Annotated in this window: 15 protein-coding genes; 8 read left to right on the plus strand and 7 right to left on the minus strand. The window is 60.4% G+C overall.

The genetic code is table 11. The features are described 5' to 3' along the window. Positions 1 to 26: 26 nt before the first annotated feature. The 3 genes from ACFSYH_RS06365 to ACFSYH_RS06375 all read left to right on the plus strand — a co-directional run bounded on the left by ACFSYH_RS06365 (position 27) and on the right by ACFSYH_RS06375 (position 5,067). A complete protein-coding gene (locus ACFSYH_RS06365; RefSeq protein WP_377465898.1) occupies positions 27 to 1,427 on the plus strand; it encodes an MFS transporter in 1,401 nt (466 codons plus the stop codon). A 297-nt stretch (positions 1,428 to 1,724) separates the two neighbouring features. Then, entirely contained in the window at positions 1,725 to 3,491 is a 1,767-nt protein-coding gene (locus ACFSYH_RS06370; protein ID WP_377465899.1) for a pyruvate dehydrogenase, read from the plus strand. 283 nt (positions 3,492 to 3,774) lie between these two features. Next, positions 3,775 to 5,067 (plus strand): hypothetical protein, encoded by a 1,293-nt coding sequence (locus ACFSYH_RS06375; RefSeq protein WP_377465901.1) that lies wholly within the window; start codon positions 3,775 to 3,777, stop codon positions 5,065 to 5,067. On the opposite strand, the gene ACFSYH_RS06380 is transcribed toward ACFSYH_RS06375, so the two are convergent. Continuing rightward, complete coding sequence (locus ACFSYH_RS06380) at positions 5,064 to 6,182, minus strand: VIT1/CCC1 transporter family protein (protein ID WP_377465903.1); 1,119 nt, start codon at positions 6,180 to 6,182, stop codon at positions 5,064 to 5,066. The two genes, ACFSYH_RS06375 and ACFSYH_RS06380, sit on opposite strands and share 4 nt — an antisense overlap. Positions 6,183 to 6,315: 133 nt before the next feature. On the opposite strand from ACFSYH_RS06380, the gene ACFSYH_RS06385 reads away from it, so the two are divergent. The 3 genes from ACFSYH_RS06385 (at position 6,316) to ACFSYH_RS06395 (ending at position 9,669) form a co-directional block, all read left to right on the plus strand. Next, on the plus strand, positions 6,316 to 8,514 hold the full coding sequence (locus tag ACFSYH_RS06385; protein WP_377465905.1) for an acyltransferase family protein: 2,199 nt from the start codon (positions 6,316 to 6,318) through the stop codon (positions 8,512 to 8,514). A 457-nt stretch (positions 8,515 to 8,971) separates the two neighbouring features. Further along, positions 8,972 to 9,265 (plus strand): ribbon-helix-helix protein, CopG family, encoded by a 294-nt coding sequence (locus tag ACFSYH_RS06390; protein ID WP_377465907.1) that lies wholly within the window; start codon positions 8,972 to 8,974, stop codon positions 9,263 to 9,265. Positions 9,266 to 9,312: 47 nt separating this feature from the next. Next, positions 9,313 to 9,669 carry a nucleotide pyrophosphohydrolase gene (locus tag ACFSYH_RS06395; RefSeq protein WP_377465909.1) on the plus strand — a complete coding sequence of 119 codons (357 nt, stop codon included), beginning with the start codon at positions 9,313 to 9,315 and terminating at the stop codon, positions 9,667 to 9,669. Between the two features lie 96 nt (positions 9,670 to 9,765). Here the strand turns inward: ACFSYH_RS06395 and ACFSYH_RS06400 are convergent, their stop codons facing one another. The 4 genes from ACFSYH_RS06400 to ACFSYH_RS06415 form a co-directional block, all read right to left on the minus strand. Next, positions 9,766 to 9,876, minus strand: a complete 111-nt coding sequence (locus ACFSYH_RS06400; RefSeq protein WP_377465911.1) for a methionine/alanine import family NSS transporter small subunit — start codon at positions 9,874 to 9,876, stop codon at positions 9,766 to 9,768. Continuing rightward, complete coding sequence (locus tag ACFSYH_RS06405; RefSeq protein WP_377465913.1) at positions 9,873 to 11,516, minus strand: sodium-dependent transporter; 1,644 nt, start codon at positions 11,514 to 11,516, stop codon at positions 9,873 to 9,875. The genes ACFSYH_RS06400 and ACFSYH_RS06405 overlap by 4 nt, the downstream gene beginning before the upstream one ends. Positions 11,517 to 11,644: 128 nt before the next feature. After that, the gene (locus tag ACFSYH_RS06410) at positions 11,645 to 14,818 is read right to left on the minus strand and encodes an AAA family ATPase (RefSeq protein WP_377465915.1); all 3,174 of its coding nucleotides are present in this window, start codon (positions 14,816 to 14,818) and stop codon (positions 11,645 to 11,647) included. Between the two features lie 2 nt (positions 14,819 to 14,820). Beyond that, positions 14,821 to 16,098: an exonuclease SbcCD subunit D gene (locus ACFSYH_RS06415; protein WP_377465918.1), complete on the minus strand. Its 1,278-nt coding sequence runs from the start codon at positions 16,096 to 16,098 to the stop codon at positions 14,821 to 14,823. A 207-nt stretch (positions 16,099 to 16,305) separates the two neighbouring features. Between ACFSYH_RS06415 and ACFSYH_RS06420 the strand changes: the two genes are divergently transcribed. Both ACFSYH_RS06420 and ACFSYH_RS06425 read left to right on the plus strand, forming a co-directional pair. After that, positions 16,306 to 16,737 carry a hypothetical protein gene (locus tag ACFSYH_RS06420; RefSeq protein ID WP_377465920.1) on the plus strand — a complete coding sequence of 144 codons (432 nt, stop codon included), beginning with the start codon at positions 16,306 to 16,308 and terminating at the stop codon, positions 16,735 to 16,737. Between the two features lie 10 nt (positions 16,738 to 16,747). Continuing rightward, the gene (locus ACFSYH_RS06425) at positions 16,748 to 17,212 is read left to right on the plus strand and encodes a hypothetical protein (protein WP_377465923.1); all 465 of its coding nucleotides are present in this window, start codon (positions 16,748 to 16,750) and stop codon (positions 17,210 to 17,212) included. Here ACFSYH_RS06425 and ACFSYH_RS06430 read toward each other — a convergent pair. Both ACFSYH_RS06430 and ACFSYH_RS06435 read right to left on the minus strand, forming a co-directional pair. Continuing rightward, a complete protein-coding gene (locus ACFSYH_RS06430) occupies positions 17,209 to 17,745 on the minus strand; it encodes an aminoacyl-tRNA deacylase (RefSeq protein WP_377465925.1) in 537 nt (178 codons plus the stop codon). The two genes, ACFSYH_RS06425 and ACFSYH_RS06430, sit on opposite strands and share 4 nt — an antisense overlap. Positions 17,746 to 17,755: 10 nt before the next feature. After that, positions 17,756 to 18,274, minus strand: coding sequence for a DinB family protein (locus tag ACFSYH_RS06435; RefSeq protein ID WP_377465927.1), 519 nt, complete (start codon positions 18,272 to 18,274; stop codon positions 17,756 to 17,758). Positions 18,275 to 18,357 lie beyond the last annotated feature (83 nt).

Genomic DNA, 18,357 nt, shown 5'->3' on the forward strand with positions numbered 1-18,357 from the left:
ACCGCGAATGGTGAGACACTAGAAGGGTGTTTCATGAATCTTCAACTACCGAAGACTCATCTGCTGAAACCGCGACCAAAACTTCGCGCAACCCGTACGCAGTAGTCTATTCAATTCCTGGCGCCAAGAACTTCTCGATCTCTGGCGCATTCGCTCGTTTCCCCATGTCCATGGTGGGCATCGGCATCATCTTGATGATCGAGGTGCTGTACAACTCGTACGCCCTCGGCGGCAAGGTCTCTGCCGCGTATGTCATCGCGCAGGCGATCTGTTCACCGCAGATCGCCAAGCTCGTGGACCGGTATGGGCAGGCGCGCATCATGCGCCCGTTCATCGTCGTGTCGAGCCTGTCATTGTCCGCGCTCATCCTCGCCGCGCTAACGCATCAGGCGCACTGGATGCTGTACCTGTTTGCAATTCTGACCGGTGCCACCATCGGTGCGGTGGGCGCTATGGTCCGCGCCCGTTGGTCGCACGTGGTCAACAACCCTCGCGACCTGCACACGGCCTACTCGCTCGAGTCGGCAATCGACGAGATGATCTTTGTGATCGGTCCGATTGCCGCAACAGTTCTTGCCACATCGGTCTCTCCGTGGGCTGGCCTTGTGGTACCGGTCGTTCTCATGGTGTTCGGTGGTTTCTGGTTCCTGGCTCAAAAGGACACGGAACCGCCGATCATCGCCCCTGTGTTGGGTGAGAAAGTCCCAACGGTTCTGCGCAACCCTGCCGTTCTTGCGGTCATCGCGGTGTTCATCTGCACCGGTGTCATCTTTGGTGCCGCTGACGTTGCAACCATCGCGTTCGCCGAGGAACAGGGCAATAAGGGCTTGTCGGGTCTGGTCCTCGGCGTGTTCGCACTGGGTTCGTGCATCTCCGGTTTGCTCTACGGTGCACGCCAGTGGGGTTCCGCGCTGTGGAAGCGGTTTGTCGTGGGTATCGTCGCCCTCGGTGTCATGGTCTGCCTCTTCTTCGTGGCCACCAACCTGTGGATGCTCGCAGCGACGATGTTCCTCGCTGGTTTCGCGATCTCCCCCACCTTGATCAACGGCAACAACGTCATTCAACTTGTGGTTTCCCCACGCCAGTTGACCGAGGGGCTTACCTGGGTTGGTACGGCGCTCGGTGTTGGCGTCTCGCTCGGTTCGTCCGTTGCGGGGGTCCGCATTGACGAGGCCGGGGCACACTCCGGTTTCTCCGTTGTGGTGATCGCCGGCTTGGTTCAGGTCGTCATCGCATTGGTTGCAATGCGCACGTTCCGCACGCGCACCACCACGCACCAGATTCAGGAGGTCCCCACCGTGGATTTGCTTGACGACGAGTCGGCGGTTCAAGAGGCCACCGCACTTTCCAGCACGATTGCCCCAGCATCGACCATTGCCGCGACAGACGTTGCCACGGATCTGATCAACAAGAAGTACAAGAAATAGGGCAGTTCTCCCTGAGGGGTGTTGTGCGCCCAGCGCACAACACCCCTTTTGCTTTCCAGTAGGTCCACACCGATGGGGCCGGAATCATCCGGGTGCGCACACAAAGTAAGGGCATCCGGATCAAAACCGCCCCATCGACTCAGCCACCCAACGAAGGTGGGTTGCGGCTGGAAACAGCCGGATCGTCGCCAATTGGCATCCACGATTCCCCTCGAACGCAAGCCGTCATCGGCCCTGAACATGCGGTACATGCATATCCGCGTAAGGATGGAATGACGGACTATCTAAGGGAGTGACATGGCTAAGAAGGCTACAGAGACTGTTGCTGACCTCCTCGTAAGCCAGATTATCGCGGCTGGCGCGAAGCACATCTACGGAATCGTCGGGGACAGCCTCAACCCAATCGTTGATGCTGTACGACGCGCCCAGAAGGACGGCCAAGACATCCGCTGGGTACAGGTGCGGCACGAAGAGGTCGCGGCGTTCGCGGCCGCCGCCGAAGCTGAACTGACCGGGCGACTGGCTGTGTGCGCGGGCTCCTGTGGCCCAGGAAACCTCCACCTCATCAACGGCCTCTACGATGCCAACCGGTCCCGGGTTCCCGTGCTTGCCATAGCGAGCCACATCCCAAGCAACCAGATCGGAACCGGATTCTTCCAGGAGACGCACCCCGACCGACTCTTCACCGAATGCTCCATGTACTCGGAGATGATCTCCAGCGCACAGCAGGCTACACGCATCGTTCCTTCAGCGATCCGGCACGCGTTCTCCGGTCCCGGCGTCGCCGTACTCACCATTCCGGGAGACGTGGCGAGCCTTGAAGCACCGGTCAGCGCGCCAAACATCGACTTCAATCCGGCTACGCCACGGATCATCCCATCCCCCGAACAGTTGATGACGCTCGCACAGGCCATCAACGACGCAAAGAAGATCACCATCTTCGCGGGCGCAGGGGTACGCGGCGCGCACGCCGAGGTGATCGAGTTGGCCGACCGCATTGCTGCCCCGGTCGGACACTCGTTGCGTGGAAAGGAATGGATCCAGTACGACAACCCATTCGATGTGGGCATGTCCGGCCTGCTCGGCTACGGCTCGTGCTTTGAAGCGATGCACAGCTGCGACCTCGTGCTGCTCCTCGGCACCGACTTCCCCTACGATCAGTTCCTTCCCGAGGACGTCCCCACCGCCCAGATCGACATCGATCCGCGGCACCTCGGGCGACGCACCCGGCTGGATGTCGCCGTGGTCGGTGACGTCCGCGAGACCATCCGGGAACTGCTGCCACTCCTCGAGCCGGCGGGTTCGCGTCGCTTCCTCGACTCGATGCGCAAGAAGCACCTCAAGGCTATGAAGGGGGTCGTTGGGGCGTACAAGGGGAAGAACGCCGAAGACCTCGTGCCCATCCATCCCGAATACGCGGCCGATGTCCTAGACCAGATCGCCAGCGACGACGCCGTGTTCACGGTGGACACCGGCATGTGCAACGTGTGGGCATCACGCTATATCACTCCCAATGGCAGACGCCGCGTGATCGGGTCGTTCCTGCACGGGTCCATGGCCAACGCGATGCCACATGCGATCGGAGCGGCGCTCGCCGACCCAGAACGCCAGGTCGTCGCGATGTGCGGGGATGGCGGGCTATCCATGCTGCTCGGCGATCTGCTGACCATCAAGCAGTACGATCTCCCAGTCAAGATAGTGGTGTTCAACAATTCCACGCTCGGTATGGTGCGCCTCGAGATGCTGGTGGACGGTCTGCCGTCGTTTGGGACGGACTCCGTTGAGGTCGACTACGCCGCCGTGGCTGCCGCACTGGGGATTCACTCCGTGCGGGTCGAGGAACCGGCAGAACTCGAGGACGCTCTGCGGTCCAGTTTCGCGACCTCCGGCCCAGCACTCATTGACATTGTGACCGACCCCCACGCACTCTCCATGCCACCCACCATCACCGCTGGACAGGTCGCTGGCTTCACCATCGCGATGAGCAAGGAAGTGCTCGGCGGTGGTCTCGGTGAGGTCGTGTCCATGGCTCGGTCGAACCTACGCAACGTACCGCGGCCATAGCCTTATTCCTCAGCGGCAGTGTCTTCCCTTGGTTCCCTAAGCCTCTGTTACCGGTGCTTCCCACCCAAGTCGATGGGGCATTTTTCATCCGAATACATATCCTGAAAGAGTGCATCCGGACGAAAAACACCCCATCGACCGTAGGCGGCTCATGCGCAAGGGCCAGGATAAACGGACATACCTCGCAAACATCAGGAGTTGACGGGGCTGAATTCCATTCTGGTGCAAAGTCCCCATGCATTAACCGTTTCCACGGACCACCCTGCGCCACTAGGCTATGCATATGCTCACCTCCACTGATGCTGCTGCCGCCCGGCAATTCAGCGTTTCCCTGCGCGACGCCGTTGACATCGCACAGGTTGACCTGTTCATGGACCGCCTCGTGGCAACGCTGTCGCACTATGAACGCCAGGGCAAGTTCCTGCAGGGCGGAATCACCGCCGAAGAACTCACCTCGCTGGAGTTCGAACCATCATCAGGCCAGGGATACAGCCGCAGCTCCGTCGAACACATCCGCCAGAGCGCCATCGAGTCACTTCGCTTCTACGAGGTTTCGATCTCGGGCGGTTCCGCGTTCAAGCGTCCGCACACCAAAGTCAACCGCGTCAAGCAGGTTGCACCCCATGTCTCGCTGAGCAGACGCGACAGTTCTCATGCCGCCGTGTCGTCAGCCGCCTCATCCAGGCGCGCTGCGCAACCCTACGACACTCCTGCAAACGACTTCCGTCCTCCGGCTACAGCCACGAGGGCTGCGGGCAGCACCATTGAGGCACTCGGTTTCGAGGTGCCAGTCCTTGAGGACACGATCTCCGCGCCCATCCGCAGGCCAGAGGCTGTCGAGGTACAGGTGTCACGACAGGAGGAACCAGCACTGTTTACCTCTGAGATCGCTCAGGTCCTCTACGAGGGTGCCGCCCCCTCAACCAATGAGGTGTACTCGGCTCCCCTCGCCCCGAACACCTACCACGGGTTCGGAGCGCAAACCACGCCGATGACCTCTCCAGCGCCTGTCCAAGCTCCGACAGTCCAGCGTAGTCAGGCATCGCCGGTGTCCGCCTCATCTGCTCCGTCGCCAGTTCGCACGTCTCAGACTCGACCGGTGAGTGCGCCGGCTACTGACAATGGCCCCGTCCCGCAGGCAGCGCCAACTGGCCAGCCCGTTGGCTACCAGGGCTCCACGACACAGACGGTCTCCTCCTCGACCGCTCCAGCACGCAGCGTGCCCATGCGTGTGGCATCTCAACAGGTACAGCGATCGGCTCCCCAAACGCAGGCCCCACAGGTTCCATCCGCTGGCGCGACACCACCGCAAGTGCGTCCTTCTCAGACTCCAGTTCGTTCTGCGCGCTCGGCACCGGGCTCCGAGTCAGGTGAACCAGCAACACTCGACGTGAACGAGGTGCTTGAGTTGCTTACCAATGCGGTTGCAACCAAGAAGGCTCTTGCGCAGCGCTCACCGTCAACACATTCGGCCGGGGGCACGATTCGAGTCAACACACGCTCCGGACCACTTGAGATCACGGCGGTCCGGTTACACAGCAACGGGCAGGTCTATTTCGAGACCCGCGACGCCTAGGCGCCACCTCCGAACGCCAGGCCCAAAGCGTAGGTCGCTGCCGCGGCACCCAGGCCTATGGCAAGTTGTCGCAGTGCCCGTCTCATCGGGGACGAACCTGAGAGAACACCCACACAGGCGCCAGTCAGCAGGAGTGCCATCCCCACCAGACTCGTGGAGAGCGCCACGGCGACGTACTGTTGCGCCCCGAACAGGAACGGGACAATCGGGATGAACGCACCTGAAGCGAAGAAGAGGAAACTCGACAGCGCCGCGCCCCACGGTGTTCCAATCGCCTCGTGCTCAGCCGCATCGATGTCCTCGGCCAAGATCGTTCCGTGCGTGTAGTCCGCAAGAACGCTCGCGGCATGGTCAAGGGCTTCCTGCTCACTCATGCCCCGAGCCCGGTACACGAGTGCAAGTTCGTTCGCGTTCACGTCAAGGTCACCGATGGCACCGTGTGATTCGGGCGCAGGGTTCTCCGCATCAAGCAGTTCCCGCTGCGAACTGACCGAAACGTACTCGCCCGCTCCCATGGACAGTGCACCGGCAAGGAGCCCCGCAAAACCGGACAGCAGCACGATTCCATGCGTTGCGCCTGATGCTCCGATACCCAGGATGAGGGCTAGGTTCGAGACCAATCCGTCGTTCGCGCCGAAGACCGCAGCCCGGAAGGTTCCGGACATGCGTCGACGGCTACGCGTGGCCAGGCCTCGAACGACCTCGCCGTGAATCCGCTCATCTGCGAGCATATTGGCAGGTGCAGCAGGCTCATCGGCATATTCGGTTCGGGCCTCCGCCTGCTGTGCGAGTGCGAGCACAAACACGCCGCCAAAACGGCGCGCCAAGACCGCGAGCACCCGGGTACGTAACGAACCGCGACCGATACGACCCATATCGTCGCCAAGCAACTGTTCCCAGTGGCGTTCATGACGCTGCTCGGCGGCCGCCAACCCGAGCAGGATCTCGCGTTCCTCACCGCTGCGACGAGCAGCGAGTTCCCGATACACCGCGCCCTCGGCACGTTCATCGGCAAGGTGGCTGCGCCACCGGCGCACATTTCGTGGCGTACGAGCCAAGCCCTGTTCATATACCGACGAATCGTCACTGGAAGAAGTTGAACGGTGAGGCACCATGATGACCTACCCAATGATCGAGGAATTGACCTGACCCTCATTCTCCCAGGTCTTATGGGAAATTGCTGAAGGAATTGTGAAGAATCGCTCTTCGCCGAGCGGTCAGAGAGATGGGTAGGAATGATGGGACATCATGCCTGTTTCACAGAAGATCATCGCCGCTCCTGAAACGCAGACACACAATGCCGATGCCATAGTAAAACCAGTACCGCTCCGAACCGATATCCAGGCGCTACGGGCTCTCGCGGTTTTAGCCGTCGTCATCTACCACTTTTGGCCCGACGTTCTTCCAGCAGGGTTTGTGGGCGTGGATATCTTCTTCGTCATCTCCGGTTTCCTCATCACGGGGCATCTGCTGCGCGAGGCGCAGCAGCGTGGACGCATTGGTTTCGCCAGGTTCTATGCCAAGCGCATCAAACGTATCCTCCCCTCGGCCTATGTCACGGCGCTCATCACGCTGGTTTGTGCTGTGGTGCTGCTTCCGACCAATCTGATTCGTGGTGCGGCACATGACGCCATAGCGTCCGTCATCTACCTACAGAACATCAACCTGGCCCACGCCTCGGTGGACTACCTCAACGACGGTGCCGCTGACAGCCTGTTCAACCATTTTTGGTCGTTGTCTGTCGAGGAGCAGTTCTACATTCTCATTCCGCTGCTCTTGGCAGGTTTTCTGGTTGTCCTACGTAGACGACAGGTTGATGTCTCGCAGCGTATCCGCGTGTGGCTGCTTGTTACCCTCAGCATCCTGATCGTGGTGAGCCTTGCGCATTCCACGGCGCTCGTATCGACTGGCAACGCGGCAGCCTATTTCCTGCCCAGCACCCGGTTCTGGGAGTTGGCGCTTGGTGCGCTCTTGGCTGTGTGGGACCGTTCGGCGCGGACGCCTCAGGCATCCGCTCTCGCCTGGTGTGCTGGCTGGGTGTTGCTCGGATGGTCGTTGTTCTTCACGCCGGTCTCGTTCTTCCCTGGTATCGGCGCGCTTCCGGCGACGCTTGGCTGCGCACTGGTGATCTATTCGCGACGAGCCCTCACTTCGGGTTTTCTTGACCAGTTTGTGGGTGGACGGGTTGTGCAGGGCCTTGGAAACATTTCGTACACCCTGTATCTCACGCATTGGCCAGTTCTATTGTTTGCGGGGTTTCGCATGGTCGAGCGGAACCTGCTGGTGGACGGGCTACTCGTGACGGGGTCAATTCTTGGGGCAGTCGTGCTGTACCGGTGGGTTGACCGGCCACTTTCTCGGGTACCGATGTCATCGCAGAACATTCGTCGTACCCTGTGGGCTGGACTGATCGGATCGCTGGCCGTCATCGCTGTTGCCGTCATCGTGGACCGTGCCGCGGTAGCCCACGAATCATCCTTGGAGCGAGAGACACAGGTTCTCATCGAGACCGCAGGCGACCGAATTGGAGCGCAGTCCCTGCCTGCTACACCTGATCCTTGGGATACCGATCCCTCGGAACCCACCGGACAGCCCGGTTCCAGCGAGCCTGAACCTGGCTCACTCTCCTATCCGGCATTCCTGGCCGATGCTCCCACAGCCCTCGTGCCCGAGCCAGCGCAAGCCCGCGACATCCTGCCGACCGGTGCCGAAGGACGCTGCAAATCGACCATCAGTGCGGACCACACGCCGGTCTGCGAGTTCGGAAACCCTGATGCCTCATCCACGATTGCCCTGGTCGGCGATTCGCACATTGAGCACTACCTGCCCGCATTCGAACAGATCGTGGCACGCAATCATGACGTTCGCATCATCACCTACTTCCATGCGAGTTGCCCATTCAGCACAGCGGTGCGCGTTTCCGATGATCAACGCGGGCGCCCCTGCCAGAAGGCCAACGAACAAACCATGGCGAGCCTGCTGGCAGATCCAGCTATCGATATCGTGGTCACGTCCAATCGCACGGCGCTTCCCTTCATCTCAGACCCTGATGTACCCAAGCCAGCAGAGGGTCTTGCGGAAAGCTGGAGCATCCTCATCGAACACGGAATACCCGTTGTCGTGCTCAAGGACAGTCCGGGAATGCGTCCAGGCGATGAAACCACGTTCTGCGTCATCAACAACCGCATCGCTCCCGAGAAGTGCAGCGTTCCCCTCGTTGAGGCGCTGCCCGTTGATCACCAGATCGAAGCAGCCGATCTAGTCCCCGAGGTCAGGTTTGTCGATACGACTCCGTGGTTCTGTGCCGCAGATGAGTGTCCCGCGGTCATCAACAACGTGCTTGTGTTCCGCGACGATCAGCATGTCTCGGTGCACTACGCGCAGTCTCTACACCAACACCTCTGGGACGCTGTCGAACCGGCCCTCGCGCAAAAGATGGCACGCTAAGGCCTTTGTTTCGTTGCGGTGTGGGGTGGGTTCAACGGGTTCAACCTGGGACTGATGATCAATGTGACCATGGGTGGTCGAATGCGACCATCCCCCGCGTCACATCCAACCGCCCATGGACACATTCATGAACCACACTCGCCATTGTTTTGTACACGAAACGATGCTAGTTTTGTGTACAAAACAAGACAGGGGTCTATGTGTTCCACATCCAAGTTCACGGATCAGCTCTTAAACATGGTCTCGACCCAGAAGAAGTTGTTAACCTGTGGAACCGCGGCATAGATGAAACTCTCGTGGACGACGAGCCGCCTCGGTATGTGCGACTCGCATTTGACGATGCTGGCCGCCCTTGGGAACTCTGCGCTTTACGCTTTGGCGAGGGTAGCCGTTACTTGGTGATTCACGCCACGCCTGCACGGAAGACAATAATTACAAGAATACAAAGGAGGGGACGATGAACGATTACAAAGCAACACCTATCAACGGTTCATACGGCGAAATCAACGGAGTTGAGATTACCGAGGAAGTCATCTCCCGCCTCGTAAAAAACGCTGAAGATGGCTTCCCCGGAGCCACATTCCAGAAAACCGGACGCCCATCACGGACAGGCGAAACATCACATGCAGTGACGGTACGGCTCAGTGATTCGGAGTTGGCTCTCCTCATGGCACGAGCTGAGCGCGAACATCGCACACGGTCAGATGCAATGCGCACCGCACTACTTGAATGGGCGAACGCAACTGCTTAGAACAGGCAATCTCGCTTCGAATACGACGTTAGTGGCAGGCTAGAGTCATGACACGGATCGATGAGTTCACCACAGCGGTACGGGCCTTCTCCCAGGAACGAGATTGGGAGAAGTTCCAAGATCCCAAATCACTCGTGCTCGCGCTCACCGGCGAGGTCGGTGAAGTCGCCGAACTGCTCCAGTGGGTCCGCGAGGCTGACCTCCCGGCTGAGTTCGCATCGCCTGAACGCAAGGAACGTATCGGCGATGAACTCGCTGACGTGTTCATATACCTTGTACGGCTCGCCGATGTCCTCGGCGTAGATCTTGGGGCTGCGGCCGAGGCCAAACTCGCACGCAACCGCGAACGTTTCCCCACCACAGGCCCGAACAACGTCACCGGCAGACTCGTTTCCAAGCAGTAGAGTACCTATTTCGGTGCGAACTCCCGTTCGTTTCGTTCCGGCAGTGGTCTGCTTCGCAAAACAGTTACCCTCCGCTGCGCGCTACCTTGCCCGTAACTAGTCCTTGTCTGAACGGTTGAAACTGTTCAGGTGCACGATCGAGGCGACAAGCCCACCCCACAGTAGGACGGTCGATGCGATCAGCATGATGATGGCGCTGGCGTTCATCGTTCGGTTCCTTCACTGTCGTGCGTGGTATTCCCTGCGTTTCCCGGTGTCACGTGGAGTTGCCCGGCTACGCCCATTGATGTGGCAGCCCCTGCGTGGATCCGCTCACCCGTGATCGCTGGTTCAGGTACGAACTGGTCCGGCGATTCCTTCCACCGAATCGCCGTGAAGACGAGCGTGAGCACGATCATGAGGACGATGGCACCCCAGCCGAACAGTGCGTTGAACCAGGCAGGATAGCCGCCGTAAGGCTCTCGCAGGACATTGACCACCTCGGTCACGAACATGGCCAGCAGCACGAGTGGGATGATGACTCCAACGAACGTCATCCATACGTTGCCCACCTTGAACGATGAGTACGCGTTGAGGTGGTCTCGCAGCACCGGCAGCATCTTCAATCCGAGCAGCACGCCGAGCATGATGACCGCAGAGCCGACGATTCCAACTTCGTTAGCCCATTTATCGACTGTATCCAGAGCGTGCAGGCCCTCAGTACGTGCAAAGATGCCAACGGAGAACAGCGCCGAGACACCGCCAACGATCAGTGCTGCCTTACGCGGGTTCCACCCGAACTTGTCTTGGAAGCTGGCCGACACCACCTGAAGCAACGAGATGAGCGACGTCAACCCGGCCAGCACAAGCGAGGCAAAGAACAGGAATCCAAAGATTTGCCCACCCGGCATCTGCGAGACGATCGCTGGGAAGGTCACGAACGACAACAACACGCCCTTGATTCCCTCGAGGTCCGCTATCTGCACGCCCTGCTGCTGGGCCATGAATCCGAGCGTCGAGAACACACCGATACCGGCCAGAACCTCGAACGAGGAGTTCGCAAACCCCACCACGAGCCCTGGACCGGTCAGGTTGTCCCGCTTCTTGATGTATGAGGAGTAGGTGATCATGATGCCGAACGCGATCGACAGCGAGAAGAAGATGTGCGCATATGCTGCGAGCCAGACCCTCGGCTCAGCGAGCGCTGCCCAGTTTGGGGTGAAGAAGGCGTTGAGACCATCCACGGCCCCTGGCAGGAACAGGCCGCGCACGACGAGCGCGCCAAAGAGAATCACGAGCAGGGGAATGAAGATGACGTTGGCCCTCTCAAGACCTTTTTGCACACCGGAGGCGAGGATGAACAGCGTGACCGCCCATACCGCGAGGAGCACCCACACGATGGGTCCCACAAACTCAACGGTCGTTCCAGGCGTCTCGGTCAGATGCAGGAAGTCTCCCACGAAGAAACCGGCCGGATCGTCTCCCCATCTGAGGTCTAACGAAAAGAACGCGAAACTCGCGGCCCACGCGATAATGACCGCGTAGTACAGGATGATCACAAAACAGATCGCGGTTTGGAACCAGCCAAGCCATTCCAGACGCTTGCGGATGCGTCTGAACACTGTGGGTGGTGCGCCCCGGTACCTGTTCCCAAGCGCGTAGTCCACGAACAGGATCGGTAGCCCTGCGGTCAGCATCGCAATCAGATAGGGGAGCAGGAAGGCCCCTCCACCGTTCTCATAGGCGACTCCCGGGAAACGCCAGATGTTTCCCAGTCCGACCGCCGAACCAATTGCAGCGAAGATAAAGCCTGCCTGCCCACTCCAAGCTTCCCGCTGTCTAGCCGGTGCGCTACTGCCCTCAGTCATTTGTCCTCCATGTCTGCCCACTCATCTAGGGTGCATCACTGCATGGTTTTACGCGACTGCAAGTAGATATACATCTCGGCATGCAGAGGCAAGCACCGTGCTCGGCAATCCGCTACCAGCGCAGTTGGTCACGCACGCACAGTCAACGTTGATGCTCCAGATAGCAACCTTGTGACAGTAATGCCATCTGAGATCGCCTGCTTGAGTGTTTCCACATGTGAAACAACGCCGACGGTTCGCCCTCCGTCACGCAGGTTCCCGAGCACCGCCACGACGCGGTCCAGCGCTTCGGGGTCCAGGGTGCCAAAGCCCTCGTCGATGAACAGGGTTCCCAGCTCAACGCCACCGGCTTCACCGGTCACCACGTCGGCAAGGCCAAGCGCGAGAGACAGGGAGGCGTTGAAGGTTTCCCCTCCGGACAACGTGCGCGGGTCGCGTTCCTTCTCGGTCTCATGGTCGATGACTCGCAGCGCCAGACCTGTGCGACGTGATGCGACGTCCTCCCTCTCATCGGATCGTGCGAGCTCATAGCGGCCTTCAGACAGTTGTCGTAACCGAGTGTTGGCGGCCTCTACCACGTCTTCAAAGCGGCGTTTTAGCACGTAGGTTGCGAGAGTGGTCCGGCTGATGTTGTCGCTTGAGGTTCCCGCCGCGATCTCAGCCATGCGGATGGTGGGGCGTGCTTCGGCGTCGACCTCGTGCAGTCGTTCCATCGCGCGTTTGACCTCGGTGGAACGATATTCGCCGTCCTTGAGAGTTTTTGATGCGGCCTTCGCGAGGTGACCGGCTTGGCGTGCCTTCACCTGCGCATCGGTATGAGCCTTCTTGAGTGCATCGACGTCCATGCTCAGCGTCTCGGGTAGTTCACGTAGTTCGGCAGATTCCAGTTGGGCGGAGACCGCCGCGACTCGTTCTCTGTAGCGCCGCACTTGCTCTGAGAGTTGTTCGCGTTCCGCCGTGCTGAGAGTGCCGGCACGCACCTCTTGCACCGAGTCAAACGCGTGCTCGGCAAGGGCACGATTGAGTTCGACGGTCCGCTCGGACAAGGCCGCCTGCGCACTGTGTAGTTCTTCGAGTGCCGCGAGCACGGAGGAGATAGCCTCGACCTTTCCCTTGAGGAACGCGATGACCTGAGCAAGTGAGATGGCACCTTGCTCTGCGGATCCCGGTCCAGATGTCTTGTGAAACGCGATAACCTCTGCGGCGTACTGGGCGACAGCCTCAGCCACACGAGCGCGGTCCGTTTCAAGCGCGACTGTATGCTCCGTGATCCTTGCGCTCAAGGCGCTGAGTTCCACGGCCGAACTCTTCTCGCTCTCCTCGAGCCGCTTGGTCTCCGTCTCATGATCCGCAAGTGCTCGCACCGTGGCCTTGAGGTCTTGTTCCGCGGCCTGCATGCGGGTCAAGGCTTCCTGCGCGTCAACGAGTTCCCTTTGGGCGGCTTCCCGTGTGGACTGTCCAGCCTGTTCAATCAGCGCGTCAAGGCGTTCCTGTGCCGCGGCCTGGTTGATGCGAAGAGACGCGAGTCGTTGCTCGGCCTCACGCCGTTCGTTCTCCGCCCTATCGACATCCTGCCTGGTCGCAGACTCAGGGTCTACCTGTGCCGGAGCCGGGTGTTCAAGTGATCCGCACACCGCACACGGCTGGCCTGGTTGTAGTTGCTCCGCGACAGTTGCGGCCAATTGCCCGAGCCACGCATTACGCAGGTCGTGTTCGCGCTGATTGACCACAGCGACAAGCTCCGCTTGCTCGGAGACCTGAGCCGTTGCCTCAGCCACCCGCTGCGCAGCCGTGTCCTTCAGCGTATGGGTCTTGAGCAGGTGCTCGGCACGTTCAACAGTGGCTTTACCCTGCGGGATGTGTGCCACCACCGAGTTCAGACTGTCCCGGCGCTCGATCAACTCCACACGTTGCGCAGGGCGCTGGCGAAGACGTTCAAGGGTCTTTCGCTGCTCTTCTTTCAGGGTTTCCAGGCGGGAACGGTCTCTTTCACGTGATGCTTCACGCCGCGGCAGCTCAGCTTCAACCGGAACCAGCGAGGACAATCCACCTATCGCATGCTGAGCGGCATCTCGTTGCTCGTTCAGATGCACCCGATTGCTTGAGAACGACCGTGCGAACACCTCCACCGAACTACGCGAGCCCTGCGAAATATCGCCATTCATTGCGCCAAGTTCAGCATAGTCCTGGGCCACTTCGACAGCGGATATGAAATTGTTGAGAGCCACATTTTGGGCCTTCTCCGCAGCGTCAACAGCGTCAACATAAGGGGTTACGTAAGAGGCGCGCACTGCCAGCGCATGGCGCGTTTCAGCAGTGGTGATTTCCGCAGCCCGTTGCATCAACTGTTCCAGTTCAACGCGCAGTCTCTCGCGCTGGGCAAACCACGCCACCTGGTCTTTTGCGAACTGCAGGGTTTCCGCGGCGATGCGTTCAGCGTCGACCGCAGCCCACTCGTTGTCCGAGGTTTCCTCAGCACGCTCACGCAGTCGCGCGATCTCCTGTTCGAGCATATCCCCCAGCGCGTCCGGTTCTGCCGCAAGTAGGTCCTCAATGTTGAGTTCGGGGTTCTCGACAGCCTGTACGAACGCACGAACAGCCTCGTTTCGGGCAACACGCTGCCCCTCAATCAGTTTCTCCGCGTCACGTTTGAGCGCCGCCAACTGATCCTGTGCGCGCTCATATATTTCGGTGCCGAACACTCGCTGCAAGAGTTGTCGTCGGTCTTCTGGGACTGATCGCAGGAACTTGGAGAACTCTCCTTGAGGGAGCACGATGGTCTGCGAGAACTGTTCCTTGGTCAGTCCGATGTAACGCGTTATCTCAGGGCCGATCTCATCGAACCGGGTGGAGATGACCTGCCCCACTTCGAGTTCCGCAACCTGCGTGGGGGCGGCTCCCTGAGCGTACGCCTGCGTGATCTGATCGAGTTCCGCCACGCTCAAGCGGCTGAGCACGCCTTGTGCATTCTGCCGGGTGAGCCCCTCACCACGCTTCTTGGGGCGCATTCGGGCAGGTTGTCGTAGAACCCGAAAGATTCCGTGGCTGGTCTCAAAGATCAGGTCCACGTAGGTTTCTTGCGTATCGGCGGCGTGGTCCGAGCGGATACGGTCGTCGCTGGCTTCTTTGGAGGCCACGGACCCGTACAGCCCGTAGACGATCGCATCAATGACCGTGGATTTACCCGCTCCGGTGGGACCTTCCAGTAAGAACAGACCAGAGGCGCCGAGTTCCCCGAAATCGATGTGGTGTTCGCCAACGAAAGGTCCAACTGCGCTGAGCGATAGGTGATGTATCTGCATGATCAGGCACTCCGTTCCATTGCCCGAGCCTGGTCAAGGGCACGTTCCAGAACGGCTTGTTCTTGAGCGGTTGGCGGTAGCGAGGTCACGTCCTCTACGAACTGCCGCGCAACCTGCGCCGGGTCGGTGGTTGCGTTCACGGCAATTGCCTGACGTTGTGGCCGCTGTGCACCTGCTGGGCTGTGTTGCATGACCAACGCGTGAGGGAAACGCTGCTTGAGTCGGGCGTTCATCTCTTGCGGGCGTATTGGGTCCGTGATCGTAATGCGTACCCAGTCATCGACGTATGTTGCCCCGCCCTCCCCGAGCACGTCCTCCATCGTGCCCGTGACCTCGCTGAGCTGGCGAGGCACCGGTGCCGTGATGAGTTCTGGCTCGCCAACCACCCCGTTGTCACCGAACGTCACAATCGCAGTTGACTTCCTGTGGTTCATCTCGGAGAAGGAGAAGGCAAGCGGGGACCCGGAGTACCTAGCAACGGCGCCGGGGACCGAAACCCTCTGCGCTCCGTGCAGGTGCCCAAGCGCAACATAGTCAACGCCCTCAAAGACCCCCGCCGGAACCGAATCAACACCACCCACACGGATGTCTCGCTCAGATTCGCTTGCCTGCCCACCGACAACAAAGGCATGAGCCATGACGAGCGAGTTCACACGTCCATCTGCACGGCGCACAGCCAGGTCCGCTCGAACCAGTCCCATCGCTGCCGACATAACGGCCTCGTGACTGCGTGCGATGGTGGGCCGCGAGTCCTGTTGTTCCTCAGCCCCCTCAGCAACGCTCACACTGCCCTCGCCCAAAGGCCCATCAAGACCGCAGCACCGCGCGAGTTCAGGCCGAGCCGCATCCGGGTCGAGATATGGCAGGCCGTATACGAGCAGCGGTGAGCTGCCCCGAACAGCCGGAATGTCCACCGGTTCGGCTACGGAGGCGACCTTGGAGCGGATATGGATGTTGGGGCGCATCAGTTGCGCACCGAACCCCAGACGGATCGCCGAGTCATGGTTACCGGGAGTAAGGATCACGTGCGTGGTGTCGGCCAGCCGTGCAAGAGTGTCCGACAGCAATTCGACCGAGGAGACGGGCGGGATGGCCCGATCGTATACATCACCTGACACGACCACGGCATCGATCTGTTCGGAGCGCACGAGGTCGACCAGGTGATCGAAGTACTGAGCATGGTGCTCATGCAGGTCAACGCCATGCAGGGTTCGGCCAATATGCCAGTCGGAGGTGTGTGCGATCCGCATGAAGTACACCGTATCGTGTGCCTGCGACATTTCCTGTCACGCTGACAGCCGTAACCTGCGCTGGAAAATGCGGGCTCGTCGCCAATCCCCGTTTGCAGGCGGGCGTGAGCCCAGCCGTGAAGCCACGAGCGGGATATTTCCCACTCGCAGAGGAGGACACGGAGAGTTCTCTCCTCGTTCACACAATTCCCACGTGTGCCTCTAGTAATTTGATCTGCGCCGTTACATAATCGTTATATGAAGTCAACGACGACTCGTCTTGCGGCTTCAGTCCTTGCGATAGCCATCCCCTTCGCGCCGACTGCCGCCCACGCCGATTCCAACACGAAGCAGTCCAGTGACGCAGCCATCCACACTGCGGCGCTACAGGACGCCGCGGCAGCGACCACGCACCTCGATATCCGCGCACGCGAGGCCATCGCCCATGCCATCGATTCCGCGGTGCATGCCGCCCGCCAATCACTCGCACTGCATGAAAAACTGCGCTCATCAGACCAGTTGGCTGCATCGTTCCACGAAGAGCTGATCACCCAAACGGCCACCGCCCTCGACGCCACCTACGCCGAGGTAACGTACGCGCGCACGCTCATACCCCGCAATGCACCGGCCCTCGCAGCCACGCTCGATCTGATCATCTCGGATGTCGCGCAGCTCCGCTCGGCCCTGTAAGAATGAAGGCATGAAAACTCGTATCCGCCACCTCGCATGTGCCCTCGCCATCGCCGCGGCAACCGCCAGCCTTGGCGCGTGCTCCCAGGCCTCAGATCTCGCGAGCAACCTGAACTCCACGATCGAGAGCGCGAAGTCGAAGGCCTCTGACCTCAAGGCCGAGGGCGATAGGCTCCTGGACCAGGCCAAGACCCTGAGCGTGGACGCGAAGGACAAGGTATCAACCGCCACGCAGTCAGCGCAGCAGGCCGCTGACAACGCCCGTGCAGCGCTAGATGACCTCCAGGCCAAGAAGGACTCGGCTGAGGCCAGCGCCGACGACGCCCAAAAGAAACTCGAAGATGCCAAGTCCGCGCTCGATGGTTTGACCTCGCAACTCAGTGGGGATGAACTCAAGCAGGTCGAAGCCGAACGCGACAAGATCGTCGCTTCGCTCAATGACCTCATCGGTCAACTCGAAAAAGCCGGCAACTAGCGTTCTTCGCCGACATCGGCCACGGTGGCGCCCAACACCCGGATCAGATCGTCTGCGTCAACGGTTGCGGCCACACCGTGCGCACCCGCACCGATCGACACCCTGCGGCCCATGATCGGCTCATCCACGATGACCTCAAGCGGGGTCAGCGTGCCAAACGGGGTGATCGTGCCACGCACGTACCCGGTCACGTCAAAGGCCTCCTGGGCATCGGGCATGTGCAGCCGCGAAACTCCCAGCACCTTGCGGACCTTCGCCCACGACACCTGCCGGTTCCCGGCGACGAGCACAAAGATGTAGCGGCCCTCGGAGACCCGCACCACGAGCGATTTCACGATGTCTCGCGGCGTCACGCCGCGCACCTGCGCTGCCTCCTCAAGCGAGTTGACCGGCCCGTGTTCGGTGATGGTGAAGTCGATTTCCGACGATTCCAAGGCCGCGAGCGCCCTCTCTCGCGGAGTTGGTGCCTGGGTTGAGTTGTCCTGTGGTTGCGTCGAGTCAGTGTGGTCCGGCCCTGTTGGCGGGGTGGGCATTGGGGCTCCTTTAGTTGCGGGTGTCCCACACGTGGTGGACGAGGTCGTGAGCTGCGTATCGACCAAGGGTGAGCACGGTGAAGTGTGAACCGTTGGAGCGCAGGCCGGTGCGGTCGGCGTGGGTGGGCTCCACCGCATCGTAGGCTGCTGCGAACTCCTCGGCGTTGGCTTCCAGGTCAGCGAGCACCTGCTGCGGGTCTTGCGCAGCGTAGTTTCCTGTCTCTGCCGCTTCATCTTGATCCCAGTTGGGGAAGCCGGGGTTATCTTGCGTGAGCATGAGGTTGAGGCGTCCAAGCATGACCTTGTGGACGTCACGGACGTGGGCCGCGTATTCAAGCGCAGACCACACGCCGGGGTTCGGGCGTTCGCGGACATCCTCACGAGTGAGCACTTCGCGCCAATGCGGCAGTTGTGCCCGCGCGGTGTCTCCGATCTGGTCGAGCGTGAGTAGAGATGCGTTGAATCCGCAGTCCGGACATTCCTGCTCGATGACCCACGTCCAGTCCTTGGTGTCTGGCGTGATGCTCATGTTCCCCTCCTGTGTACGTTTACTTGCTCTTCACCGTACTCCCGTCTTGGCTCGTGTTGCCACACGGTGTTCACGGGGCGAAT

This window comes from Populibacterium corticicola, from assembly GCF_042683685.1.
In the GTDB taxonomy this organism is placed as follows: Bacteria; Actinomycetota; Actinomycetes; order Actinomycetales; family Cellulomonadaceae; genus Timonella; species Timonella corticicola.

Coding starts and splice junctions, on each gene's coding strand:
- ACFSYH_RS06380 (WP_377465903.1), bottom strand. CDS start 6,182: ATGGTGCCTCACCGTTCAACTTCTTCCAGTGACGATTCGTCGGTATAT.
- ACFSYH_RS06435 (WP_377465927.1), bottom strand. CDS start 18,274: ATGAGCATCACGCCAGACACCAAGGACTGGACGTGGGTCATCGAGCAG.
- ACFSYH_RS06405 (WP_377465913.1), bottom strand. CDS start 11,516: ATGACTGAGGGCAGTAGCGCACCGGCTAGACAGCGGGAAGCTTGGAGT.
- ACFSYH_RS06395 (WP_377465909.1), top strand. CDS start 9,313: ATGACACGGATCGATGAGTTCACCACAGCGGTACGGGCCTTCTCCCAG.
- ACFSYH_RS06425 (WP_377465923.1), top strand. CDS start 16,748: ATGAAAACTCGTATCCGCCACCTCGCATGTGCCCTCGCCATCGCCGCG.
- ACFSYH_RS06385 (WP_377465905.1), top strand. CDS start 6,316: ATGCCTGTTTCACAGAAGATCATCGCCGCTCCTGAAACGCAGACACAC.
- ACFSYH_RS06410 (WP_377465915.1), bottom strand. CDS start 14,818: ATGCAGATACATCACCTATCGCTCAGCGCAGTTGGACCTTTCGTTGGC.
- ACFSYH_RS06370 (WP_377465899.1), top strand. CDS start 1,725: ATGGCTAAGAAGGCTACAGAGACTGTTGCTGACCTCCTCGTAAGCCAG.
- ACFSYH_RS06415 (WP_377465918.1), bottom strand. CDS start 16,098: ATGTCGCAGGCACACGATACGGTGTACTTCATGCGGATCGCACACACC.
- ACFSYH_RS06420 (WP_377465920.1), top strand. CDS start 16,306: ATGAAGTCAACGACGACTCGTCTTGCGGCTTCAGTCCTTGCGATAGCC.
- ACFSYH_RS06400 (WP_377465911.1), bottom strand. CDS start 9,876: ATGAACGCCAGCGCCATCATCATGCTGATCGCATCGACCGTCCTACTG.
- ACFSYH_RS06390 (WP_377465907.1), top strand. CDS start 8,972: ATGAACGATTACAAAGCAACACCTATCAACGGTTCATACGGCGAAATC.
- ACFSYH_RS06375 (WP_377465901.1), top strand. CDS start 3,775: ATGCTCACCTCCACTGATGCTGCTGCCGCCCGGCAATTCAGCGTTTCC.
- ACFSYH_RS06430 (WP_377465925.1), bottom strand. CDS start 17,745: ATGCCCACCCCGCCAACAGGGCCGGACCACACTGACTCGACGCAACCA.